This window comes from Kitasatospora sp. NPDC094015 (assembly GCF_040304075.1).
Lineage (GTDB): Bacteria > Actinomycetota > Actinomycetes > Streptomycetales > Streptomycetaceae > Kitasatospora.
Genome location: NZ_JBEOUL010000038.1, coordinates 1 through 19,030, shown reverse-complemented (window position 1 = coordinate 19,030; position 19,030 = coordinate 1). Strand labels below are relative to the sequence as shown.

The window sequence follows — 19,030 nt, the reverse complement described above, 5'->3', positions numbered from 1 at the left end:
GTGCTGCAGCATCTGGCGGACAATGTGTTGACGGACGGGCACGTGGTGCCGGGTCGGCGTGATCAGTCGACGACGGTGAACGGTAAGTTCGGTGGTCTGGACGCGAGTATCACGCTGGCTCCGGTGCGTTCGCAGGAGCACCAGATGCAGGTGGTCGTGGATGGCCGGACGCCGACGGGCGAGACGGTGCCGTTGAAGGTGGTGGCCACGACCGATCTGCTCGGTGACAAGATTTCCGCGTTGGCGATGCGCAAGCAGGACAGCAACGTCACGGTGGCGCAGCTGCGTGAGAAGCGGGTCCGGGATGCGCTGGACGTGCTGACGCTGCATTCGAAGTTGGATCACCAGGCGCTGGACGATCTGCGGACCAACCGGGACAACATGGGCCCGGCCATCGGCAAGTTGGCCGATGTGGTCGCGGAGGTGACGAAGCATTCGTCGGACCGGTTCACGCCGGAGCAGTTGGAGCGGTTGAACGAGATCTCCAACCGGCTGGGCAGTGAGCCGACGCCGCGTCCGGAGCGCGCGTCCAAGCCGAAGCCGACGCCGGAGCAGATCGCCGAGTTGAAGGCCGAGAAGGAGCGCCGCAAGGCGGAGGCAGCTGCGGCGAAGGCGGCCGGCAACGGTTCCGGAAGCCGGAGCACCCCCGCCCCGCCGCCGCCCCCGCCGGCCAGCACCCCGACCAACAACCCGTCCCACGCCTCCACCTCGCACGCCTCCACCTCGTCCTCGGCCGCCTCGTCGTCGACCACGACGCCGGCCCCCGCGTCCGCGCACAACGGGCTCGGTCCGGTGCGCCCGGCGACGGGGCAGCCGTCCACCTCGACGTCCACGGGTTCCGGCCTCGGCCCGGTGGCCCGCGGCGGCACCGGCGGCCCGAGCCACACCCCGGCCCAGCCCGCCGCTCACAACCAGCCCGCTGCCCACAACCAGCCCGCCGCCCACACCCAGCAGCAGCCCCACACCCCGGGCCAGAACCAGCCCCACACCTCCGGCTCCGCCCCGCGTCCGGACATCTTCGAGCAGCGCCGGCTGGAGCGGGAGGCCGAGCTGGGCGCCCTCAACTCGTCCAACGACGGCCGGGTCAGCCAGACGATCACGGACATCGGGCGCGAGCAGCGGTTCCAGGCGACCCAGCCGCCGAACGCCGACCGCCTGGTCGCCGACGTGCGGGCGATGAGCGAGCACGACCGGCTGGATGCGCTGGGCAACCTCCGTCCCGAGTACCGACGTTGGCTCGCATCCCACGGGCCGCTGGTGGACGGTCTGCGCAGCTCGCTGCCGCCGCAGGAGTTCGCGCGCACAGCGGCTCGCCTGATGCTGGACGTCGACCCGCGGGTCGGTGGCGCCGACCCGGCGCGCCGGGAGGCGGAGGCACAGCTGGCCCAGATGCTGCACGACCCGGAGGTGGCCTCGACCCTGCTGAAGAAGGGTGCGGGCATGTACGTGGTGCCGAAGGACACCCCGATGACGGACTCCGCGCCGTACCGTTCGCTGCGCGGCACCCAGGCTGCGGGCGACGCGGGCTCGGGCCGCTCGTGGGAGGACGTCCGCGGGTCGGGTGCCCGTCGGGCGGCCGTCACCGAGGAGAACCTGCTCGGGGAGCACACCTCGATCGGCGGGCTCTCGCACTACGACGACGGCTACTCGACCACGACGCACGAGTTCGCCCACACCATTCACCGCGAGGCCCTCGGTCCGGCGGACCGCCAGCTGATCACGGACGCGTACCAGGCCAAGATCGACGCGGACCACCTCGCCCGCACCTTCGGCGAGGACAGCCCGGTGCAGTGGACGGACGGCCCGCGCCGCCCGGACGGGCAGAAGGGCGACAACTACGCGTCCCGCGACGAGCAGGAGTACTTCGCCCAGGTCACCAACGCCTACCTCGGCACCAACCACGGCACCGACCCGTACACCGGTGAACCCCGGAACAACGGCGCCGACTGGGTCCGGGCCAACGAGCCCGACCTGCTCCCGCTCCTGGAGCGCCTGTACGGTCCGAACCCGACGCCGATCCAGGCCAACCCGGTCAACGCGAACGACGCGCTGCGCAACGCCAACGCGAACGCCGGCTCGACCACGACGACGCCGCAGCCTGCGGCGCCGACCCGTCCGGCGCCGCCCGCGCCCACCCGCCCGGTGCCGCCGACGCCGATCGTCACCTCCGCGCCGACGGTGACCGGTCACGTCCCGTCGTCGGCGAGCAGCGCCACCGGCAGCCCGCACTCCCCGGCGGAGAGCGTGAGTTCGCAGGGGTCGCACCGCGATCCGGCGGACCCGTTCCGCGACCCGTCCGACCACTCGGACCACTCGGACACCGAGTCCGATGCCGGCAGCGTCAGTTCCCGCGACTCCTGGGACAGTTCGGCGAGTTCGCACCGCGACCCGGCCGACCCGTTCCGGGATCCGTCGGACCACTCCGACACCGAGTCCGACGCCGGAAGCGTCAGCTCGCGCGGTTCGCAGAGTTCGCAGGGCTCGCACCGCGACCCGGCGGACCCGTTCGCGGATCCGGTGTCCCCGCACACCCAGGCGCCCCCGCCCCCGCCGCCCGCTCCGCCGGTGCCGCCGGTCCGGTCCGAGCAGCGCGCACCGCACCTGGACGTGCCGCCCCCGCCGCCCGCCCCGCCGACCACCACGAACCCGTCGGGCTCGGCGAGCAGTCACAGCGGCCACAGCAGCGACTCCGACAGCCTGTACTCCCCGGTGGAGAGCGTCGGCTCGCACCGCGACCCGGCCGACCCGTTCCGCGACCCCTCGGACCACTCCGGTTCGGACCGCAGTTCGGACAGCGAGAGCATCAGCTCCCGCGACTCGCAGGACTCCCAAGAGAGTTCGACGAGTTCGCACCGGGACCCGTTCCGCGACCCGTCCGACCAGTCGGACTCGGACCACAGCTCGGACCACAGCTCGGACCACGCCTCCGACCACTCCTCGGACAGCGAGAGCATCAGCTCCCGCGACTCCGACGCCTCGGACCACCACCCGGCGGACCCGGGCGCCGGCGCCCCGCGCAGCTGGAACCCCGACCGCACCCCGCTGGCCTCCCCGGAGGCCCGCGCGGACCAGCTCCGGCGTGAACTCGGCCTCGGCGCGGACAAGTCGGACGCCGAGCTGCACACCCTCGTCCGCGACGCCCGCAGCGGCAACGTGACGGCGCTCGAACACTGGGTGAACGAGAACGGCACCGGCGCGGTGCACGCGCTCGGCAAGGAGATCCCGGAGCACGCCCTCTGGGGCCTGGGCCGCGCGAATTCCGCCCACGGCAACGACATGCTCGACGTGATCGGCGAGCGTCGCGGCGGCGAGCGGCCCTCGCAGCAGGAGGTCGACGCGCGCAAGGAGGTCTTCGGGAAGCTCAACCAGCACGAGTCGGTCACTGTCGTGGTCGAGTCCGGCCCGGGCTCCGGCCACCAGGCGGCGGCCGTCACGCTGGTCCGCTCGCTGCGCGAGCTCGGCTACCAGGGTGAGATCCAGATGGTCGCGCCGCAGAGCGTGCGGGGCCGGCTGGAGCGGATGCTCGACACCGAGGAACTCCGGGTCAACGACCCGGTGTACGTGAACGAGGAGCTCGACCCCGACGCGAAGTACGCCGAGCCGGTGCGCCCGAACCTGAACCGCGGGCCGACGTTCGTCGCGGCCAGCGACGGCCTGGACGCCAACCCGGACTCGGCCCACGCCCTGCTGTCGTTCACCGGCGCGGACAAGGCGCTGGTGCTCACGCCGTACGCCTGGTCGCACCCCCGCGCGGTCTACGAGCGCGTCGAGGGGGAGGGCGGCGTGTCCGAGTACAAGGCCCACCACATCGACGGCGGGGTCAGCGCGGGCCACGGCGTGTACCAGTTCCACATCCCGGTGCCGGAGCGGGTCTCGTTCCCCGACGACCCCAAGCTGCAGTCGATCGCCGACTCGGTCGCCGGCGGCAAGGTCGATGTGATGCCGGTCTACGGCCTCGCCCGGATGGACGACCGGCTGCGCGCCAGCGGGCCGGAGTACCTGGCCGCGGCGATCCGCGAGTCGGGCTCGCAGCAGGTCGACGGGGTGAAGACGTACGGCAAGCCGGCGGTGATGCTGGAGGTCGCCGGACGCGAGATCGGGCACGCGCCGCGGTTCGAGCCCGAGTGGTTGAAGCGGGCCGATCTCGACGCGACCAGCCCGGAGGACGTGTCCAGGCTGCTGTCCGGGCTCAAGGACGGCGAGGTGCTGCTCGTCCGCAGCAGCGGGACCACCCAGGCGAACTTCGAGAAGCTCTTCCAGCTCGGCGACCTGCCCGCGATCCAGGAGGGCGCCAACACCACCAACGCCAGCCAGCTGACCGGACGCCCGTACCTCTCGCCGAACGTCTCGACGACGCCCTACCCGGGCATCCACGAGCCCGCGGCGGCAGACCTGCTGCACGCCCGGGTGGCGAACGCCCTGGGTGAGCACGGGGCGATTCCGGACCTGTCCAGGGCCCACGAAGCCTGGGACAAGGCCACCTCGCGCACGGAGCCGCCCACCGAGGCGGACTACCGCAACGCCGCCGACGCGCTGCACGCGGCGGCCCGCGACGTCGACGAGCTGGCCGCGCGACAGGAGGACCCAGCGGTGGCCAAGACCCTGCGCGACGCCGCCGACCGGGCCCGCGGCGACGCCGACGTGCTGACCCGCTCGTCGAACGCCCTGACGGTCAACGAGGACCTCAAGCGCGCGACCGAAGGCATGAACTCCGGCACGGAGTGGTCCGACGCCGCCAAGGACTCGCCCGCGCACAACCAGCTCGGCCGGGTCGTCTGGGGCCGGGACATCCTGGACGGCTGGCGCAAGGAGGCCGACCACCACGCCGGGGCGGAGAAGTTCGAGATGCCCGTCGACAAGCTCCAGGACTTCGGCCGGGCGATGACCCGCAACGAGGACCGCACCCGCGACCCCGACTCCGTCGAGGTGAAGGAGGGGCTGGACAAGGTCTACGAGATCCTCTCCCGGGGCCTGAACGAGGACGACGCCAAGGCGCTCCGGCTGAACATGGACCGCAGCCACTGGGAGGGGCAGATGCTGCGCACCAACGTCACCCCGTCGATCAACCTCGGCCACCCGGAGAAGGTCCGCGAGAACTTCGACACGCTGTTCGAGCAGGTCAAGTCGGTCGAGGACTTCTACCGGGCCGAGGTCGTCGCCGATCTGGGGCACCTCTCCAACGCGCCGAGGGAGGAGGGCGTGCAGGCCATCGCCCAGGTGCTGCGCGGCTACCGCGACCCGCAGTCCGCGGTCAGCGCCTACACCGCAGAGGTCGCCGGGCGGGCCAGGGACTGGCGGCAGGACCAGCTGCTGATGGGCGTGCTGCACATGGACGACCCGCACGTCCTCACCGAGGAGAGCGTCCAGCGGACGGCCGAGGAGGCGCTGACCGAGCGCCGGGACAAGCCCGAGCGGGATCGGCTGGCCAAGGAGGCGGCCGAGCGGCGCCGGCAGCAGGAGGAGCGGCGCCGGCTGGAGCAGGAGCGGGTCCAGGCCCAGCTGGAGGAGGCCCGCCGCGCCCGCGCGGCCCAGGCCGCCGCACCTCCGGTGCAGCAGCCGCCCGCCCAGCAGCAGACCGCCGACGCCGAGGAGAGCGACCAGGAGTCCGTCGACATCGACCTCGACGACCTGTTGTTCTGAGCCCGCTCGTCCGACCCGGGAGCCCTGCCCCGGGTCGGACGGCGATCGGTGAACCGCTGCGGCACCCGGCCCACCGCGGTCGGGTGCCGCGCCGGTCAGCCGGCGACGGTGCAGTCCAGCAGGTGCTTGGTCGGGCCCTCCTGCCCGGACTCGCGGAACCAGCGGCGCTGGCGGTCGGCGCCGGTGCCGGCGGCGAGGAACTCCTGCCACAGCCGGTCGACCGCGGCGGTGCCGCCGGTGAACTCCAGCCCGGGGGCGAGGTACTCCCGGAACTCGTCCAGCACGGCGGCGGCCGGCCGGGCGGCACCGTCCAGGGCGGAGACCAGCCGCGCGGACAGGCCGTCGTGCGCGGCGTGCCAGACGGCGGCCCGCAGCAGCTCCTCGGGCCGGTCGGGGCGCGGATCGCCGCGGCGTTCGGCGAGCAGGGCGGAGGCGACCAGACCGCGGATCAGCCCGGCGAACAGCTCGGCGTCGGCCACCGTCAACTGCACGTCGGGGGCGCGCACCTCGATGGTCGGGTACCGCTCGGAGAGCCGGGCCATCCAGTAGAGCTGTCCGGCGTCGCGGATCGTCCCGGCCGCCAGCAGGTCGCGCACCCGGCGGTGGTAGTCCGCGGCGTCCCGGAAGGACGGCTGCGGGCCGCTGACCGGCCAGCGGTCGAAGTGGATGGTGCGCCAGCTGGCGAACTCGGTGTCGGCGCCGCGCCACAGCGGCGAGTTGCCGGCCAGCGCCACCAGCACCGGGAGCCAGGGGCGGATCCGGTCGAGCGCGGCCACCCGCTCGTCCTCGTCCGCCACCCCGACGTGCACGTGCATCCCGTTCAGCATCAGGTCGTCGACCAGCTGCGGGGCCTGCGCGTGGGCGCTGCGGTAGCGGTCGCGGTCGGTGACCGGGACGGGGCCGTCGGCGGCGAACGGCGCACCGCCGACCGCGACGATCCGGCAGCCCCACTGGGCGGCGGAGGCGTTCAGCGCCGCCCGCATCCGGCGCAGGTGCCGGGCGCCGGCGGCGAGGTCCTCGCAGACCGGGGTGGCGACCTCCAGCTGCACCTGCAGCAGTTCGTGCTGGGCCTCGCTCGGCTGCAGCGCCGGGCGCAGTCCGGCGGCCAGCAGGACCTCCTCGGCGCGCGGTACGGGCACGCCGGTGTCAGGGTCGATCAGCAGGTACTCTTCCTCGACTCCGAAGGTCAGCATGGGCTTCGACTACCCCTGCGCCGCCGGGCGAATCCACCGGTGCGCGGGCCGGCCGGCACGACGGGGGCGGTCGGCGGGCTGGGGCAGCGCCGCCCCCGGGCCGTCGGTCGTCGTCAGGCCCGGGAGCCGGCTGCCGAGGCCGGGACCCGGGGGGATGGGATCGGCCTCGAACCCTCGTCTCACCGCTGTCGCCGGGATCAAACCCGCCCGCGCGGACGGGTTTGTGGCGGCGTTCCGGGGCAAGGCGAGCGGCGGCGCCGTGTGCGAGCGCACCGCGCCCGAACCGCCCGTCCCGCACCGACCGAAGGCTGGTAGCGATGAAACCCGAAGACGACGACCGCCACGGCACCTCCGAGGCGAGCGGCACCGCCGCGCACCCGGGGCTCGGCACCCCCGTACCGGACGACCCGGAGGTGCTGCTCGGGGACGCCCTGGCCGCGCAGGACCTGCTGGGCGTCGGGCAGGCCCGGCCCGCCGACGACGAGCACTCCCTGCTGGACCGGGCCCGCGACTCGGTGCACCGGGCGACGGCCGCCGCCGCGCACGCAGGCGACGCCGGTCTGGACAAGGTCCGGCACGCCGCCGAGCGGGTCCGCAGCGGCCCCGAGGCCGTGGAGGAGGACTGGCGGGCGGCCGTGCCGCCGGCCCGGCGGAGCCCGTACCTGATCGCCGTGGGGGCGACGGCGGGCGCGCTGGTCGCCTGGGCCGTCCTGCGGCGCCGTCGCTGAACCCCGGACGCACACTCCGGACGCAGCCCCCGGACGCACACCGGCCGTACCCCGGCCCGCACCGACAGGAGCGTTGACGATGAGCCGTCCCGGCGAGCCCGTACCGCCGAACCCGACGCCCGCCCCCGGCCCCGGTGGCCCCGGGCCGGGCCCACTGCCCGGCCCGGGACCCGGTCCGGGCGGCCCCGACCCGGTGCCGCCCGCTCCGGAGCCGCCCGTGCCCGCACCGCCGGAGCCCGAGCCCTGGCCGCCCGTGCCGCCGGCCCCGCTGCCCGGTCCGGAACCGGCGCTGCCGGCCTCCTGAACCCGGCGGCGGAACGACGGAAGAACGAGAGAACGACAGAGCGGCCCGACGACACCCGGCGCCCGGCGCGAACCCCGCGCCGGGCGCCGTCGTATCGGGACCCGCCCGGCCCGGATCACCGGGTCGGATCACCGGACCGGATCAGCTGTCCGCCGGCGGCCCGGCGCCGCCCGCGGCGCGCGACCACGGCGGGGTGGGGTCGATGAAGACCTGGCAGACGGTGGGGAAGCGTTCGCGGATCCGGCGTTCCGCCGTGTCGCAGGCCGCCTCGACGGCGGCCGAGCCGTGCTCGTCGTGGAAGTCCACCCGGGCCGCGAGCAGGACCTCGCGCGGCCCCAGCACCATGGTGAACAGGGTGAGCACCCGGGCGGTCTCGGGCAGCGCCTGGAGTTCCGCGCGCAGCGCCTCCCGCATCGCGGGCGGCACCGCCTGGCCGATCAGCAGCGACTTGTTGGACCGAGTCAGCACCACGGCCACCACCGCCAGCAGGACGCCGATCAGCACGGACGCGAGCCCGTCCCAGACGGCCGAGCCGGTCAGCTGGGAGCCGGCCAGGCCGCCCGCCGCGATCGCCAGGCCGACCAGCGCGGCGGAGTCCTCCAGGGCGACGGCCTTGACCGTGGTGTCGGGCGTGACCCGCAGCAGCCGCAGCGAGGACACCCGCCAGCGGGCCGCCTCGCTGCGGACCTGCTTCGCCGCCTGCCGCCAGGAGATCCCTTCGCAGACGGCGGCCAGGGCCAGCACGGCGTACGAGAGCGGGTAGTGCCCCGGCTCCTCGCCGCCGGTGATCTCCTGCACGCCGTGCACGACCGAGACCAGCGCCCCGGCCAGGAAGGTGGCCAGGGCGGCGAGGAAGGCCCAGAAGTACGCCTCGTGGCCGTAGCCGAACGGGTGGTCCTCGTCGGCGGGCCGGTCGGACCGGCGCAGCGCGGTCAGCAGCAGCAGTTCGGTGACGGTGTCGGCGACCGAGTGGGCGGCCTCGGAGAGCATCGCGGCGGAGCCGCCGATCAGGCCGACGAAGAGCTTCGCCACCGCGATCACCAGGTTGGCGGCGGTGGCGATCAGCACCGTGCGGGTGCTCTCGGACTGGCCCTCGACGGCTCGCCGGGAGGCGATGTCCGGGACGTTGTCGGATCGGCCCGTGGCCTGCTGCGGCGTCATGCGGCTCGCCTGCCCGTCGCGCGCCCGGCCAAACGGCCCGCGCGGGCGAACGATACGGCCCGCCGACGCCCCGCCCCGCCCCGCTGCGGGGGCTCCTCAGCCGCCGGGCCGCTCGGCCTCCGGCTCCGGCACCCGGATCTCGGCCCAGACGGTCTTGCCCTGCTCGTGCGGGGTGACCCCCCACGTGTCCACGAGCCGCCGGACGATGTGCAGCCCGTGGCCGCCCGGCAGGCCGGGCAGGTGCGGGAGGCCGAGCACCGGCGGGGCGGCGGCCGGGTCGGTCACCTCGATCCGCAGCCGCGACGGCGACAGGTGCAGGCCGAGCTGGAGCGCCCCGCCGGCGTGCAGCCGCGCGTTGGCCACCAGCTCGGAGACCACCAGGAGCAGGTCCGCCACGGCTTCGTCACCGGGCCACCCCCAGTCGGTCAGGGCCGTGCGGGCGAAGTCCCGCCCGAGCACGACCTGCCGGGGCAACCCGGCCAGGCGGAGGATCCGCCGCTGCCCGGCGGCGGGCAGCTCGAACCGGGGCCGCTCGACGGCCCCGGCCCCGTTGTGGGCGCTGGTCATCCGGTCACCCCGGCACGGTCGTTCGCGCATGGTCGGCCGGCGGCGGGTGCCGCTCCCCGGGCCCGGTCGCCGTTCACGTCTCGGAGAGGGCGTCGGGGAGCGAGCCGTGCACGGAGAACACGGCACCGGCTCCGGTGAGTTCCAGCAGGCGGCCGAACTGGCCGCCGGGCGTGGCGGCCAGCCGGAGCTCGACGTTCGCCTCCAGGGCGGCGAGCCTGGTGCGCAGCAGCAGGTTGAGCCCGGAGGAGTCGCAGAAGGTGACCTCGGCCAGGTCCACCACCACCCGGGCCGGGCCGGCCGCGAGGGCCTGGCCGAGCACCTCGTCGGCCGGGGCCAGGGTGTCCAGGTCGAGTTCGCCGGCCAGGGCGACCAGGACGGTACGGCCGCGCCGTTCCTGGCGGGCGGTCAACCGCCCCGGGGTGGTGGCGCCGTGGCGCCCCGTCTCGTATCCGTCCTCGGACATCGGCTCCTCCGTACCGCCCTCGGTCAACGCCGACGATAGGGCGGGGGAGGGGCGGAACGGAAGGGTACGGCCGGGGCGCGCCCCCTCGGGCTGCGGGGTCAGCGGCCGCGGCGCGACCAGGCGGGGCTGACCAGGCCGATCAGCACGGCGGCGGCGCCGACCTGGAGCAGGTGGCGGATCCAGTCGATGCCGCCGGTGTCGCGCACGCCGAGCACGCCGGCCAGGGCGTTGCCGATCAGGCCGCCGACGATGCCCAGCACGATGGTCAGCCAGAGCGGGACGGCCTGACGGCCGGGCAGCAGCAGCTTCGCGAGCAGGCCGATCACCAGGCCCGCGAGGATGGCCCACAGGATGGTCATGGCAGTCCTTCCGTCCGTTCGGCCCCGCGGGCTGTCCGGGGGCTCCCCTCGCATGCCCGCGTTCGCGCGGCGCACGCACGTACGGTCCCGGGCGCCCGCCGGGGCCGGGGGCGGGGCCGTTATGCTGGCCCCGTGACACCGAAGGCCGAGCAGGGGACGGGACTGCGCGCGGACGCCGCCCGCAACCGCGCCCGGGTGTTGCAGGTCGCCCGCGAGCAACTCGCGCTCGGCGACGACTCGCTCCAGCTGAACGCCATCGCCCGGCTCGCCGGCGTGGGCGTGGGCACGGTCTACCGGCACTTCCCCAACCGCCACGCGCTGCGCGAGGCTCTGTCGGCCGAGCGGTTCCAGGAGCTGCTCGCCGAGGCCCGGGCCGCGGCCGACGACGAGGACGCCCTCGCGGGTCTGCACCGCCTGCTGCGGTTCGCGCTCGACCGGGCGTTGCACGATCCCGGGTTCGCCGCCGTGCTGGAGTCCGCGAGCGACGCCGAGGCACGGACCTCGGCGATGAAGGCCGAGTACGACCGGGCCGTTGCCGAGCTGCTCGACCGGGCCCGCTGCACGGGCGCGATCCGGCACGACATCGCGGCGGACGACGTGCGCCGCCTGCTGTGCGGGATCGAGCACGCCGTGCGCTCCGGCGCGGATGGTTCCGCCCGCGCCGGGGTCTACCTCGGTGTGCTGCTGGAAGGCCTGCGCCCGCCGCGCTGACGCCGCGGCATCGCCCCTCCCACCGAGCCGGTGCCCCCGGCGGTTCCGCCGTCCCGGGGCGCCCGCGACAGCTAAACGGATAGCTATCCGATTGTGCTACCGTCCTCTCATCGAAACGGATAGAAATCCGTTTCTGGCCGTGGAGTCGTGGAGGGCGGAGCTGTGGATCAGCGGGCAGTGGTGACGGCGGGGACCGGGGGGATCGGTCTGGAGACCGCGGTGGGGCTGGCGGCCGCCGGGTTCGGCGTGACGGTGGTCGGCCGCGACGCCGGGCGCGGGGTCCGCGCGCTGGAGCGGATCGGGTCGGTCGCCACCGGTGCCGAACCCCGGTTCGTCCAGGCCGATCTGGCCTCGCTCGGGCAGGTCCGGTCGCTGGCCGCCCGGCTGGCGGCCGACGGACCGCTGAAGGTCCTGGTGAACAACGTCGGGGCGATGTACCCGGAGCTGTGGCGGACCGTCGACGGCATCGAGGCGACCTTCGCGGTCAACCACCTGTCGCCGTACCTGCTCACCGAGTTGCTGCTCGACGGGCTGACGGCGGCCGGGCCGAGCCGGATCGTCAACGTCAGCTCGGGCGCGGTCCAGCTGGCCAAGCGCGACTTCCGGGCCGTCGAGCCGTCCGGCGGCTACTACGGCTTCCACTGGTACGGCCGGGCCAAACTCGCCAACCTCGCCTACACCTTGGACCTGGCGGAGCGCCTGCGCGGCACCGGCGTCTCGGTGTTCGCCGCCGACCCGGGCGGCGCCGCGACCGAGATGACCAACGGCACGATGACCTCACCGAAGATCGTCTCGCCGGCGCTGCGGCTGATGTGGCCGCTGGTCCGCCGGACGTTCGAACGCTCCACCGCCGGCCCCGCGTCGGTGGCGGCCCGGCCGTCCGTCCTGGCGGCCACCGACCCGGCGCTCGACGGCCGGACCGGGCTGCTGATCGGGCCCGAGGGCCGCCCCGTGCCGGCCCCGCGCGGCAGCACCGACCCCCGGATCGCCGAGGATGTCCGGCGGCTCAGCCGGGAGTTGGCACCGCTCGCACCGCTGCGCTGACGACCGGCCACCCCGGCCGGCCGCGCGGGCGGCCCGCTGCCCCGGCCACCCGCTGCGAGGGATCAGGAGGAGGGCTGCTCGACGAGCTGCGCGATGTACAGCGGCTCGCCGAGCTTCTCCACCAGGGCCAGCTGGGTGTCGAGGTAGTCGATGTGCTCCTCCTCGTCGGCGAGGATCGCCTCGAAGATGTTGGCCGAGGTGACGTCGTTCTTGGCGCGCATCACGGCGATGCCGCGGCGCAGCCGGTCGATCGCCTCGACCTCGACGGTGCGGTCCACCGTGAGCATCTCGGTGACCGTCTGGCCGATCTGCACGTGGAACAGCCGCTGGTAGTTGGGCAGTCCGTCGAGCATCAGGATCCGGTCGGTGAGGAGCTCGGCGTGCCGCATCTCGTCGAAGGACTCCGCCCGGGTGTGGGCGGCGAACTTGGGCCAGCCGAGGTGCTCCTGCATCTTGGCGTGCAGGAAGTACTGGTTGATCGCGGTCAGCTCGGCGGTGAGCTGCTCGTTGAGGTACTCGAGGACCTCGGCGTCGCCGTCCATCGGACGTCTCGCTCTCTCCGGCGCGGCGGCCGGTGTGCGGCTCCGGGCAGGCCGGGAGCGCCTGCGGCGTGCACCTCCCATTGGAGCGCACCGGCGTGGCTGCCGCCACAGCACCCGTTCAGGGCCGCGGGCCGCCGCGGTGCTCGGCCGGCTGCGCGGCGGCGGCGGGCCGCGGCGCCGGGTGGCGCAGGAAGAGCACCAGCACCGGCACCAGGTAGGCGACCCAGACGACGAGTTGCAGCACGGTCGGGTCCGGCTGGAAGTTGAGGACGCCCTTCAGCAGGGTGCCGTACCAGCTGTCCTTGGGGATGGTGGAACTGATGTCGAAGGCCAGGTTGTGCAGGCCGGGCAGCCAGCCGGCCTCCTGGAGGTCGTGCACTCCGTAGGCGAGCACCCCGGCCGCGACGACGATCAGCAGCGCGCCGGTCCAGGTGAAGAAGGTGCCCAGGTTGATCTTCAGCGCGCCGCGGTAGAACAGCCAGCCGAGCACGACGGCGGTCAGCAGCCCGAGCGCGGCGCCGATCAGCGGCCGCACGCCGTCCCCGGTGGCCTGCACGGCGCTCCAGATGAACAGCGCGGTCTCCAGGCCCTCCCGGCCGACCGCCAGGAAGGCGGTGGTGACCAGCGCGACGGTGCCGAGCGCGATCGCCTCGTCCAGCCTGCCCTGCAGCTCCGCCTTGAGGTGGCGGGCGGTGCGGCGCATCCAGAAGACCATCCAGGTGACCAGGCCGACCGCGATGATCGACAGGGTGCCGCCGAGCGCCTCCTGCGCCTCGAAGGACAGCTGGGCGGAGCCGTACTGGAGGATCGCGCCGAAGGCCATCGAGAGCAGCACCGCGGCGGTGATCCCGGTCCAGACCGGGAGCAGCTTGTCCCGCCGGCCGGTCTTGACCAGGTACGCGATCAGGATGCAGACGATCAGGCTGGCCTCCAGCCCTTCGCGCAGGCCGATCAGGTAGTTGGCGAACACGCGCGCTCCTCGAGGTGGTCAGGTCCCGGTCGGGCCGAACAGGGTGCTGCCCCACCAGTCGTCCGGCCCGCGCACGCCCGGCGGGCACGCGAAGTGGGCGGAGGCGACGTGCTGGAGGTACTCGCCGAGCGCCTCGGTGCCGGCCAGGTGCTGCTGGACGGGGAGGAAACCGGTGCGGGTGTCGCGCTGGTAGGCGAGGAAGAACAGGCCGGCGTCGAGGCGGCCGAGGCCGTCGGTGCCGTCGGTGAAGGAGTAGCCGCGGCGCAGGATCGTCGCGCCGTCGTTGGAGTCGGGATGGGCGAGCCGGACGTGGGCGTCCTCGGGCATCGCGGCCAGGTCCGGCGGGTCGTGCTCGTGGGTGCGTCCGAACGAGGCGCCTTCGCCCTTGGCCCGGCCGAAGATGGACTCCTGCTCGCCGAGCGGGGTGCGGTCCCAGGTCTCGATGTGCATCCGGATCCGGCGCGCCACCAGGTACGAGCCGCCGTCCATCCAGGCCGGGCCGTCGGCGGGCGCCACCCAGACGTACCGCTCCAGGGCGGCGGTGTCGGTGCCGGCGATGTTGCGGGTGCCGTCCTTGAAGCCCATCAGGTTGCGCGGGGTCTGCGCCTCCGGCGTGGTGGAGGAGGTCTTGCCGAATCCCAGCTGCGACCAGCGCACCGAGGCGGTCCCGAAACCGAGCCGGGCCAGGTTGCGGACGGCGTGCACGGCGACCTGGGGATCGTCCGCGCAGGCCTGCACGCACAGGTCGCCGCCGCTGCGGGCCGGGTCCAGCCGGTCGCCGGGGAAGGCGGGCAGGTCGATCAGCGGCGCCGGCCGCAGGGCGGCCAGGCCGAACCGGTCGACGCCGTCGCGGGTGAACAGGCCCGGGCCGAAGCCGACGGTCAGGGTGAGCCGGGACGCCGGCAGCCCGAGCGCCTCGCCGGTGTCGCCGGGCGGCGCCTGCGGGTCGCCGGTGGCGCCGGAGCCGACCTGGTCGCCGGCGGTCATCGCGGCGGCGGCCGCCGTCCAGGTGCGCAGCATCCGCACCAGGGCGGCGCGGTCGGCGGTGGTGATGTCGAAGGCGGCGAAGTGCAGCCGGTCCTGGACCGGGGTGGCGATGCCCGCCTGGTGCGCGCCGTGGAACGGCACCAGGCCGCTCCGGCCGGCGGGCGTCGGGTCCTCGCGCGCCGCCAGCCCCACGGTGGCCGCGCCGGCCGCGCCCACCGCGGCGCCGGCCCCGGCCCACCCGAGCACCGCGCGCCGGCTCACCCCGGTCCGCGGGTCGCGCGGTGACCCGTGGCGGGTGTCGCCGTGGCCGGTGTCGCCGCGGCCGCTGCGGTCGTCGCCGGTGCGGCCGTGCTCACCGCTCCGGTGCGCGGGAGCCGGGTCCTGCGGGTCCTCGGGGTGCACGGGCCCACCGCCCTACGGGGTCGGGGAGGCCGGGGCCACGGCGGCGGCCAGCCGGGAGAGCGGTTCGGCGAGCGCGTTCACCGAGTCCGAGAAGGTCTTCCGCTCCGCCTCGGTGACCTGGTCGTACGGGGTGTAACTGCCGTCCGGCTGCTTGTACTTGGCGAGCAGGGCCTGGATCTGCGCGAATTCGGCGTCCAGGCTCTGCACCAGCTGCGGGTCCTTCTCGGCGACGACCGGCTTGAGCAGGTCGTACGCCTCCTTGGCGCCCTCGACGTTGGCGGCGAAGTCGGAGAGGTCGGTGTGGCTGTAGCGGTCCTCCTCGCCGGTGACCTTGCCGGTGGCGACCTCGTCCAGCAGCTCCTTGGCCCCGTTGGCCATGCTGGTGGCGGTGATCTCGGCGGTCCCGACCCGGGTCTGCCAGTCCTTCAGGTCGGTGACCAGCTGGTCGGCGAGGGTGCGGTCCTCGTCGCTGATCGTGCCGTTCACCCAGAGCGACTTCTCCAGCCGGTGCCAGCCGGTCCACTGCTGGCCGGCCTCGACGCCGTCCTCCCGGGTGTCGGTCTTCGGGTCGATGTCGCCGAAGCTCTCGGCGACCGGCTCGGTGCGCTCCCAGCCGACCCGGGACGGTGCGAACAGGGCCTTGGCCTGCGCCACGTCCCCGGCCTTCACCGCGGCGGCGAACTGCTCCACCACGGGGATGGTGGCGTCGGCCTGCGCCTGCACGTACTGGCGGTACCCGGCGACCGCGGCGTCCAGCCGTGGGTCGGCGGCCGCCGCGGCCGCCGAGCCGGAGCCGCCGGTCACGGTGAGCTGCTGGCGGATGCCGTTGCCGGTCATGCCCGGCTTGCAGGCGATCTCGTACGAGCCGGGCTTGATCTCGGCGGTGAGCGTGGCGCTGGTGCCGGGGCCGATGTTCTCGCGTTCGGTGACGATCCGGTCGCCGGGCGCGTAGACGTACACCTCGGTCACCTTGGAGCCGGTGTTCTTGATCCGCAGCTCGACCTGACCGGCGGGGACGGTGCCGGTGGAGATCTGGCAGGCGTCGTCGGACGTGGTGACCTGGATCGTGCCGCTGGAGGTGCCGCCACCCGAGGAGCTGGAACAGCCGGTGGCGGCCGCGAGCAGCAGCGCGGCGAGCGGTAGGGCGGCGACGGGGGTGGTGCGGGGGGTCGGCATGGGGCTCCCGGGTGCGACGGGGCGCCGCCGACCGGGGCCTGCCGGCGGCGACTTCGTAACAGCCAAGCCTTACCTTAGTTCCGCCCCGGGGGCTCGGCCACGCGGCCGGGCGGGCCGCCCCCGTCACCTGGACGGCCCGCGTACCGGGCCCGCGCACAGGGGCGATCGAGCGGTCAGGCAGGCAGGCGGTTGCGGTGGGAGAGCCGGCGGGCCTTGGCCAGCAGGGCGTGGATCTGCGGGCCGGCCTGGTCGGCGCCGGCCACGGGGGTGGCGAACGGCAGCCGGACGTCCGCGTGGGTGCGCGGGTACTCCAGCCGGAGCGTCAGGCCGTACCGGTCCAGGGCCAGCGGCAGCGCGCGGGTCAGCCCGCCGCCCGGGGTGACCAGGCGCAGCAGGAGCGGGACGAGTTCGGGGTGGTCGTCGACCAGATGGGTGAGCAGACCGGCTTCGCAGCAGGCGAGCGGGTCGGGGGCGGAGCGCTGGAGCTCGTCCAGGGTGACGTACGCGCGGCCGTCGGCGTCCTCGACGACCGCCTGTCCGAACTCCATGCAGGTGCTCTCCGCGCCGGGGTCGTACGGCACGGCCAGCAGCCCGGTGACGGTGACGCGGGCGCGCACCCGGTCGCGTACCGCGGTCGGGGCCACGTCGGTGAACTCCAGTCGGACCGGGATCCGTCCGGCCGGGCCCGGCGCCGACGGCGGGACGGGGTCGTGCAGGTGGATCCGGCCGATCACCCCGGTGCCGTCCAGGCGGCGCACCTCGGCGGACGCGCCGTCGCTGACGACGGTCATCGAGTGGGCGGAGGTCAGGACGGACAGGACGCGTTCGGCGCTGGTGGGCCGCTGGGCGCGGGGGCGGGACATGCGCAGCCTCGATCTCCACGATGGGCGGTGGCGGACGGGCCACCCGGTCAGTGAGGTAAGGCTACCCTAACCAACTCGACGGCTCGGGAATGCGCGCCGGTCTCTTGCCGCAACAGGCTTGTGAGGCAGGCCTGACGGTATGGCAGATGCATCGGTGCCCGCCGCCGGCGCCCCCCGTGAAGTCCGCTCCAGCCTCGGCGAGTTGACCCGGCGCGTCCGGGTCGCGCAGAGCGGGGCCTGGTTCCCCCTCCTGCTGCTCGGTCTGCTCACGCTGGGCGGGATCCTGGTCGGCCGGCTCACCTTCGAGGTCGCCGCCGTGCCCTGCCCGCCCGCCGACCCCGCGCCGGGCACCGGCTGCACCATGGTCAGCCAGGGCTCACCGCTCTACTGGCCCGTCGGCCTCGCCCTCGCCTGCGCCGCGACGGCGGTATTCTACCACCGGCGCTCCCGTGGCTGCGGTGTCGGAACCCCGGTCCGGCCCTACCTGCTCACCGGGATCCCCGCCACCTCGCCCTGGTCCGCCCTGCCGCGCTTCGGCGTGCCCGGCGTGCTGCTCCTGCTCGGCGGCTCGGCCTTCCTGCCGGCTGAGCGGGCCGGTCGGCGCGACGCCTCATGACCGACTGGGACGATCCCCATCCGGCCGTCGACCTGGACGACGTGGTCCACCAGCGCGTCCGGTTCGGCATCCTGACCGTCGCCCACCAAGCACGCCGGGTCGAGTTCGGGTTCCTGCGCACGGCGCTCGGGCTCACGGCCGGGAATCTCAGCCAGCCCCTGGCCGTGCTGGAGCGGGCCGGACTGATCGAGGTCGAGAAGGGCTACGAGGGCAGGCTCGCCCGCACCTGGCTCTCCCTCACCCCGGCCGGCGACCGCGCCCTGCGCGAGGAGGTCGCCCAGCTCGAGCGCCTCATCCACCGGATCGAGCACGGCGGCCAGGATCCGCTGCCCTGACCGCCCGCGCTGCCCCTGTCCGCAGGGGAGTTGACGCCGCGGCCGGAGTGGGCGTCCGACCCCGTCGTGCATGCCTTCCGCGATCCGGGGCAGGCGGGCGTCGACACTGCCGGTGACTTCGGAGGCTGACATGGTTCCCCTTCTTCTCGTGCTCCTGCTGGCACTGCTCCTGTTCGGGGTGGGCTTCGCGGTCAAGATCCTCTGGTGGGTGGCGATCCTCGTCCTGGTGGTCTGGGTGGTCGGGTTCGTGGCCCGCGGCACCCACCCCTCCGGCGGTCGCCACCGCTGGTACCGCTGGTAGGCCGGGCCACCCGCGCACCCCGGCCCGAGCGGCCGAACGAGCCGAACCCACTTGGAGGTTGACGTGAACCGCAGCACCGCACCGCACCGGGCCACCGAGAAGCTGCGCGAGGTCCTGGACACCGACCTCGACCGCACCAGGGTGGCGGCCGTGCACGGCGCCGAACAGGCCGTGCACGGCGCCGAACTGGCCTGGCACCGGATCGCGCCGCACCTCGACGCGCTCGCCACCGGCGCCGGCCACGCCGTCGACCGGGCCCGCAGCGGCGCGGTCTCCGCCTCCCGTACGGTGCCCGGCCGCAGTGCCGCAGTGGTGGCCGCGCTGCGGGGCCGGATCGACGCCGCCGAGATCGAGCGGGTCCGCAAGCACCGGCGCCGGCGCCGGGCCGGCTCCCTGGTGGCGCTGGCCGCGCTGGTGGCGGCAGGTGTGACCGCCTGGGGCTGGTGGCGCGAACAGAGCCGCTACCAGGAACTCTTCGAGGAGCCGCCGCAAGCTCCGGACGGCGTCTGACGACGCCCGGAGGAGGCCGGCGCCGGGGCGACCATCCCCGGCGCCGGCCTCCGGCGTGCGGGCCTAGGGCTTGTCTGACAATTCCCGCCGGGCGCGCGACGCCGGGCATCCCGGCTGGACGCACCGGCGAAACGTCCAAGTACGTCCAGTACGAGGAC

18 protein-coding genes are annotated in these 19,030 nt (G+C 74.5%); 8 read left to right on the top strand and 10 right to left on the bottom strand.

The window, feature by feature from the left end:
* Positions 1-123: 123 nt before the first annotated feature.
* The gene (locus tag ABT014_RS30400; RefSeq protein WP_350642457.1) at positions 124-5,640 is read left to right on the top strand and encodes a hypothetical protein; all 5,517 of its coding nucleotides are present in this window, start codon (positions 124-126) and stop codon (positions 5,638-5,640) included.
* A 95-nt stretch (positions 5,641-5,735) separates the two neighbouring features.
* On the opposite strand, the gene ABT014_RS30395 is transcribed toward ABT014_RS30400, so the two are convergent.
* Entirely contained in the window at positions 5,736-6,833 is a 1,098-nt protein-coding gene (locus tag ABT014_RS30395) for a carboxylate-amine ligase (protein WP_350642456.1), read from the bottom strand.
* 317 nt (positions 6,834-7,150) lie between these two features.
* Between ABT014_RS30395 and ABT014_RS30390 the strand changes: the two genes are divergently transcribed.
* Positions 7,151-7,561 carry a hypothetical protein gene (locus tag ABT014_RS30390; protein ID WP_350642455.1) on the top strand — a complete coding sequence of 137 codons (411 nt, stop codon included), beginning with the start codon at positions 7,151-7,153 and terminating at the stop codon, positions 7,559-7,561.
* A 445-nt stretch (positions 7,562-8,006) separates the two neighbouring features.
* Here ABT014_RS30390 and ABT014_RS30385 read toward each other — a convergent pair whose 3' ends face one another.
* From ABT014_RS30385 to ABT014_RS30370, 4 genes are all read right to left on the bottom strand, one after another.
* Positions 8,007-9,026 carry a cation diffusion facilitator family transporter gene (locus tag ABT014_RS30385; RefSeq protein ID WP_350642454.1) on the bottom strand — a complete coding sequence of 340 codons (1,020 nt, stop codon included), beginning with the start codon at positions 9,024-9,026 and terminating at the stop codon, positions 8,007-8,009.
* A 96-nt stretch (positions 9,027-9,122) separates the two neighbouring features.
* Positions 9,123-9,593: an ATP-binding protein gene (locus ABT014_RS30380; protein ID WP_350642453.1), complete on the bottom strand. Its 471-nt coding sequence runs from the start codon at positions 9,591-9,593 to the stop codon at positions 9,123-9,125.
* 73 nt (positions 9,594-9,666) lie between these two features.
* Entirely contained in the window at positions 9,667-10,056 is a 390-nt protein-coding gene (locus tag ABT014_RS30375; protein ID WP_350642452.1) for an STAS domain-containing protein, read from the bottom strand.
* Positions 10,057-10,154: 98 nt separating this feature from the next.
* Complete coding sequence (locus tag ABT014_RS30370; RefSeq protein ID WP_350642451.1) at positions 10,155-10,415, bottom strand: GlsB/YeaQ/YmgE family stress response membrane protein; 261 nt, start codon at positions 10,413-10,415, stop codon at positions 10,155-10,157.
* A 132-nt stretch (positions 10,416-10,547) separates the two neighbouring features.
* Here ABT014_RS30370 and ABT014_RS30365 point away from each other — a divergent pair, with 132 nt between their 5' ends.
* Together ABT014_RS30365 and ABT014_RS30360 are read left to right on the top strand one after the other, a co-directional pair.
* Complete coding sequence (locus ABT014_RS30365; RefSeq protein ID WP_350642450.1) at positions 10,548-11,126, top strand: TetR/AcrR family transcriptional regulator; 579 nt, start codon at positions 10,548-10,550, stop codon at positions 11,124-11,126.
* Between the two features lie 162 nt (positions 11,127-11,288).
* Complete coding sequence (locus ABT014_RS30360) at positions 11,289-12,170, top strand: SDR family NAD(P)-dependent oxidoreductase (protein ID WP_350642449.1); 882 nt, start codon at positions 11,289-11,291, stop codon at positions 12,168-12,170.
* Positions 12,171-12,232: 62 nt separating this feature from the next.
* Here ABT014_RS30360 and bfr read toward each other — a convergent pair whose 3' ends face one another.
* The 5 genes from bfr to ABT014_RS30335 form a co-directional block, all read right to left on the bottom strand.
* Positions 12,233-12,712 (bottom strand): bacterioferritin, encoded by a 480-nt coding sequence (gene bfr / locus ABT014_RS30355; protein ID WP_350642448.1) that lies wholly within the window; start codon positions 12,710-12,712, stop codon positions 12,233-12,235.
* A 118-nt stretch (positions 12,713-12,830) separates the two neighbouring features.
* On the bottom strand, positions 12,831-13,682 hold the full coding sequence (efeU, locus tag ABT014_RS30350; protein WP_350642447.1) for an iron uptake transporter permease EfeU: 852 nt from the start codon (positions 13,680-13,682) through the stop codon (positions 12,831-12,833).
* An 18-nt stretch (positions 13,683-13,700) separates the two neighbouring features.
* Positions 13,701-14,930, bottom strand: a complete 1,230-nt coding sequence (gene efeB / locus ABT014_RS30345; RefSeq protein WP_350642488.1) for an iron uptake transporter deferrochelatase/peroxidase subunit — start codon at positions 14,928-14,930, stop codon at positions 13,701-13,703.
* Between the two features lie 153 nt (positions 14,931-15,083).
* Positions 15,084-16,247, bottom strand: coding sequence for an iron uptake system protein EfeO (gene efeO / locus ABT014_RS30340; protein ID WP_350642446.1), 1,164 nt, complete (start codon positions 16,245-16,247; stop codon positions 15,084-15,086).
* Between the two features lie 173 nt (positions 16,248-16,420).
* Positions 16,421-17,116 (bottom strand): DUF2470 domain-containing protein, encoded by a 696-nt coding sequence (locus ABT014_RS30335; RefSeq protein WP_350642487.1) that lies wholly within the window; start codon positions 17,114-17,116, stop codon positions 16,421-16,423.
* A gap of 133 nt (positions 17,117-17,249) precedes the next feature.
* On the opposite strand from ABT014_RS30335, the gene ABT014_RS30330 reads away from it, so the two are divergent.
* The 4 genes from ABT014_RS30330 to ABT014_RS30315 all read left to right on the top strand — a co-directional run bounded on the left by ABT014_RS30330 (position 17,250) and on the right by ABT014_RS30315 (position 18,872).
* Complete coding sequence (locus ABT014_RS30330; RefSeq protein WP_350642445.1) at positions 17,250-17,726, top strand: hypothetical protein; 477 nt, start codon at positions 17,250-17,252, stop codon at positions 17,724-17,726.
* Entirely contained in the window at positions 17,723-18,061 is a 339-nt protein-coding gene (locus ABT014_RS30325; RefSeq protein ID WP_350642444.1) for a transcriptional regulator, read from the top strand. Before ABT014_RS30330 ends, ABT014_RS30325 begins: the two co-directional genes overlap by 4 nt.
* Positions 18,062-18,191: 130 nt before the next feature.
* On the top strand, positions 18,192-18,362 hold the full coding sequence (locus tag ABT014_RS30320) for a hydrophobic protein (RefSeq protein ID WP_350642443.1): 171 nt from the start codon (positions 18,192-18,194) through the stop codon (positions 18,360-18,362).
* Positions 18,363-18,425: 63 nt separating this feature from the next.
* The gene (locus ABT014_RS30315; RefSeq protein WP_350642442.1) at positions 18,426-18,872 is read left to right on the top strand and encodes a DUF5324 family protein; all 447 of its coding nucleotides are present in this window, start codon (positions 18,426-18,428) and stop codon (positions 18,870-18,872) included.
* Positions 18,873-19,030 lie beyond the last annotated feature (158 nt).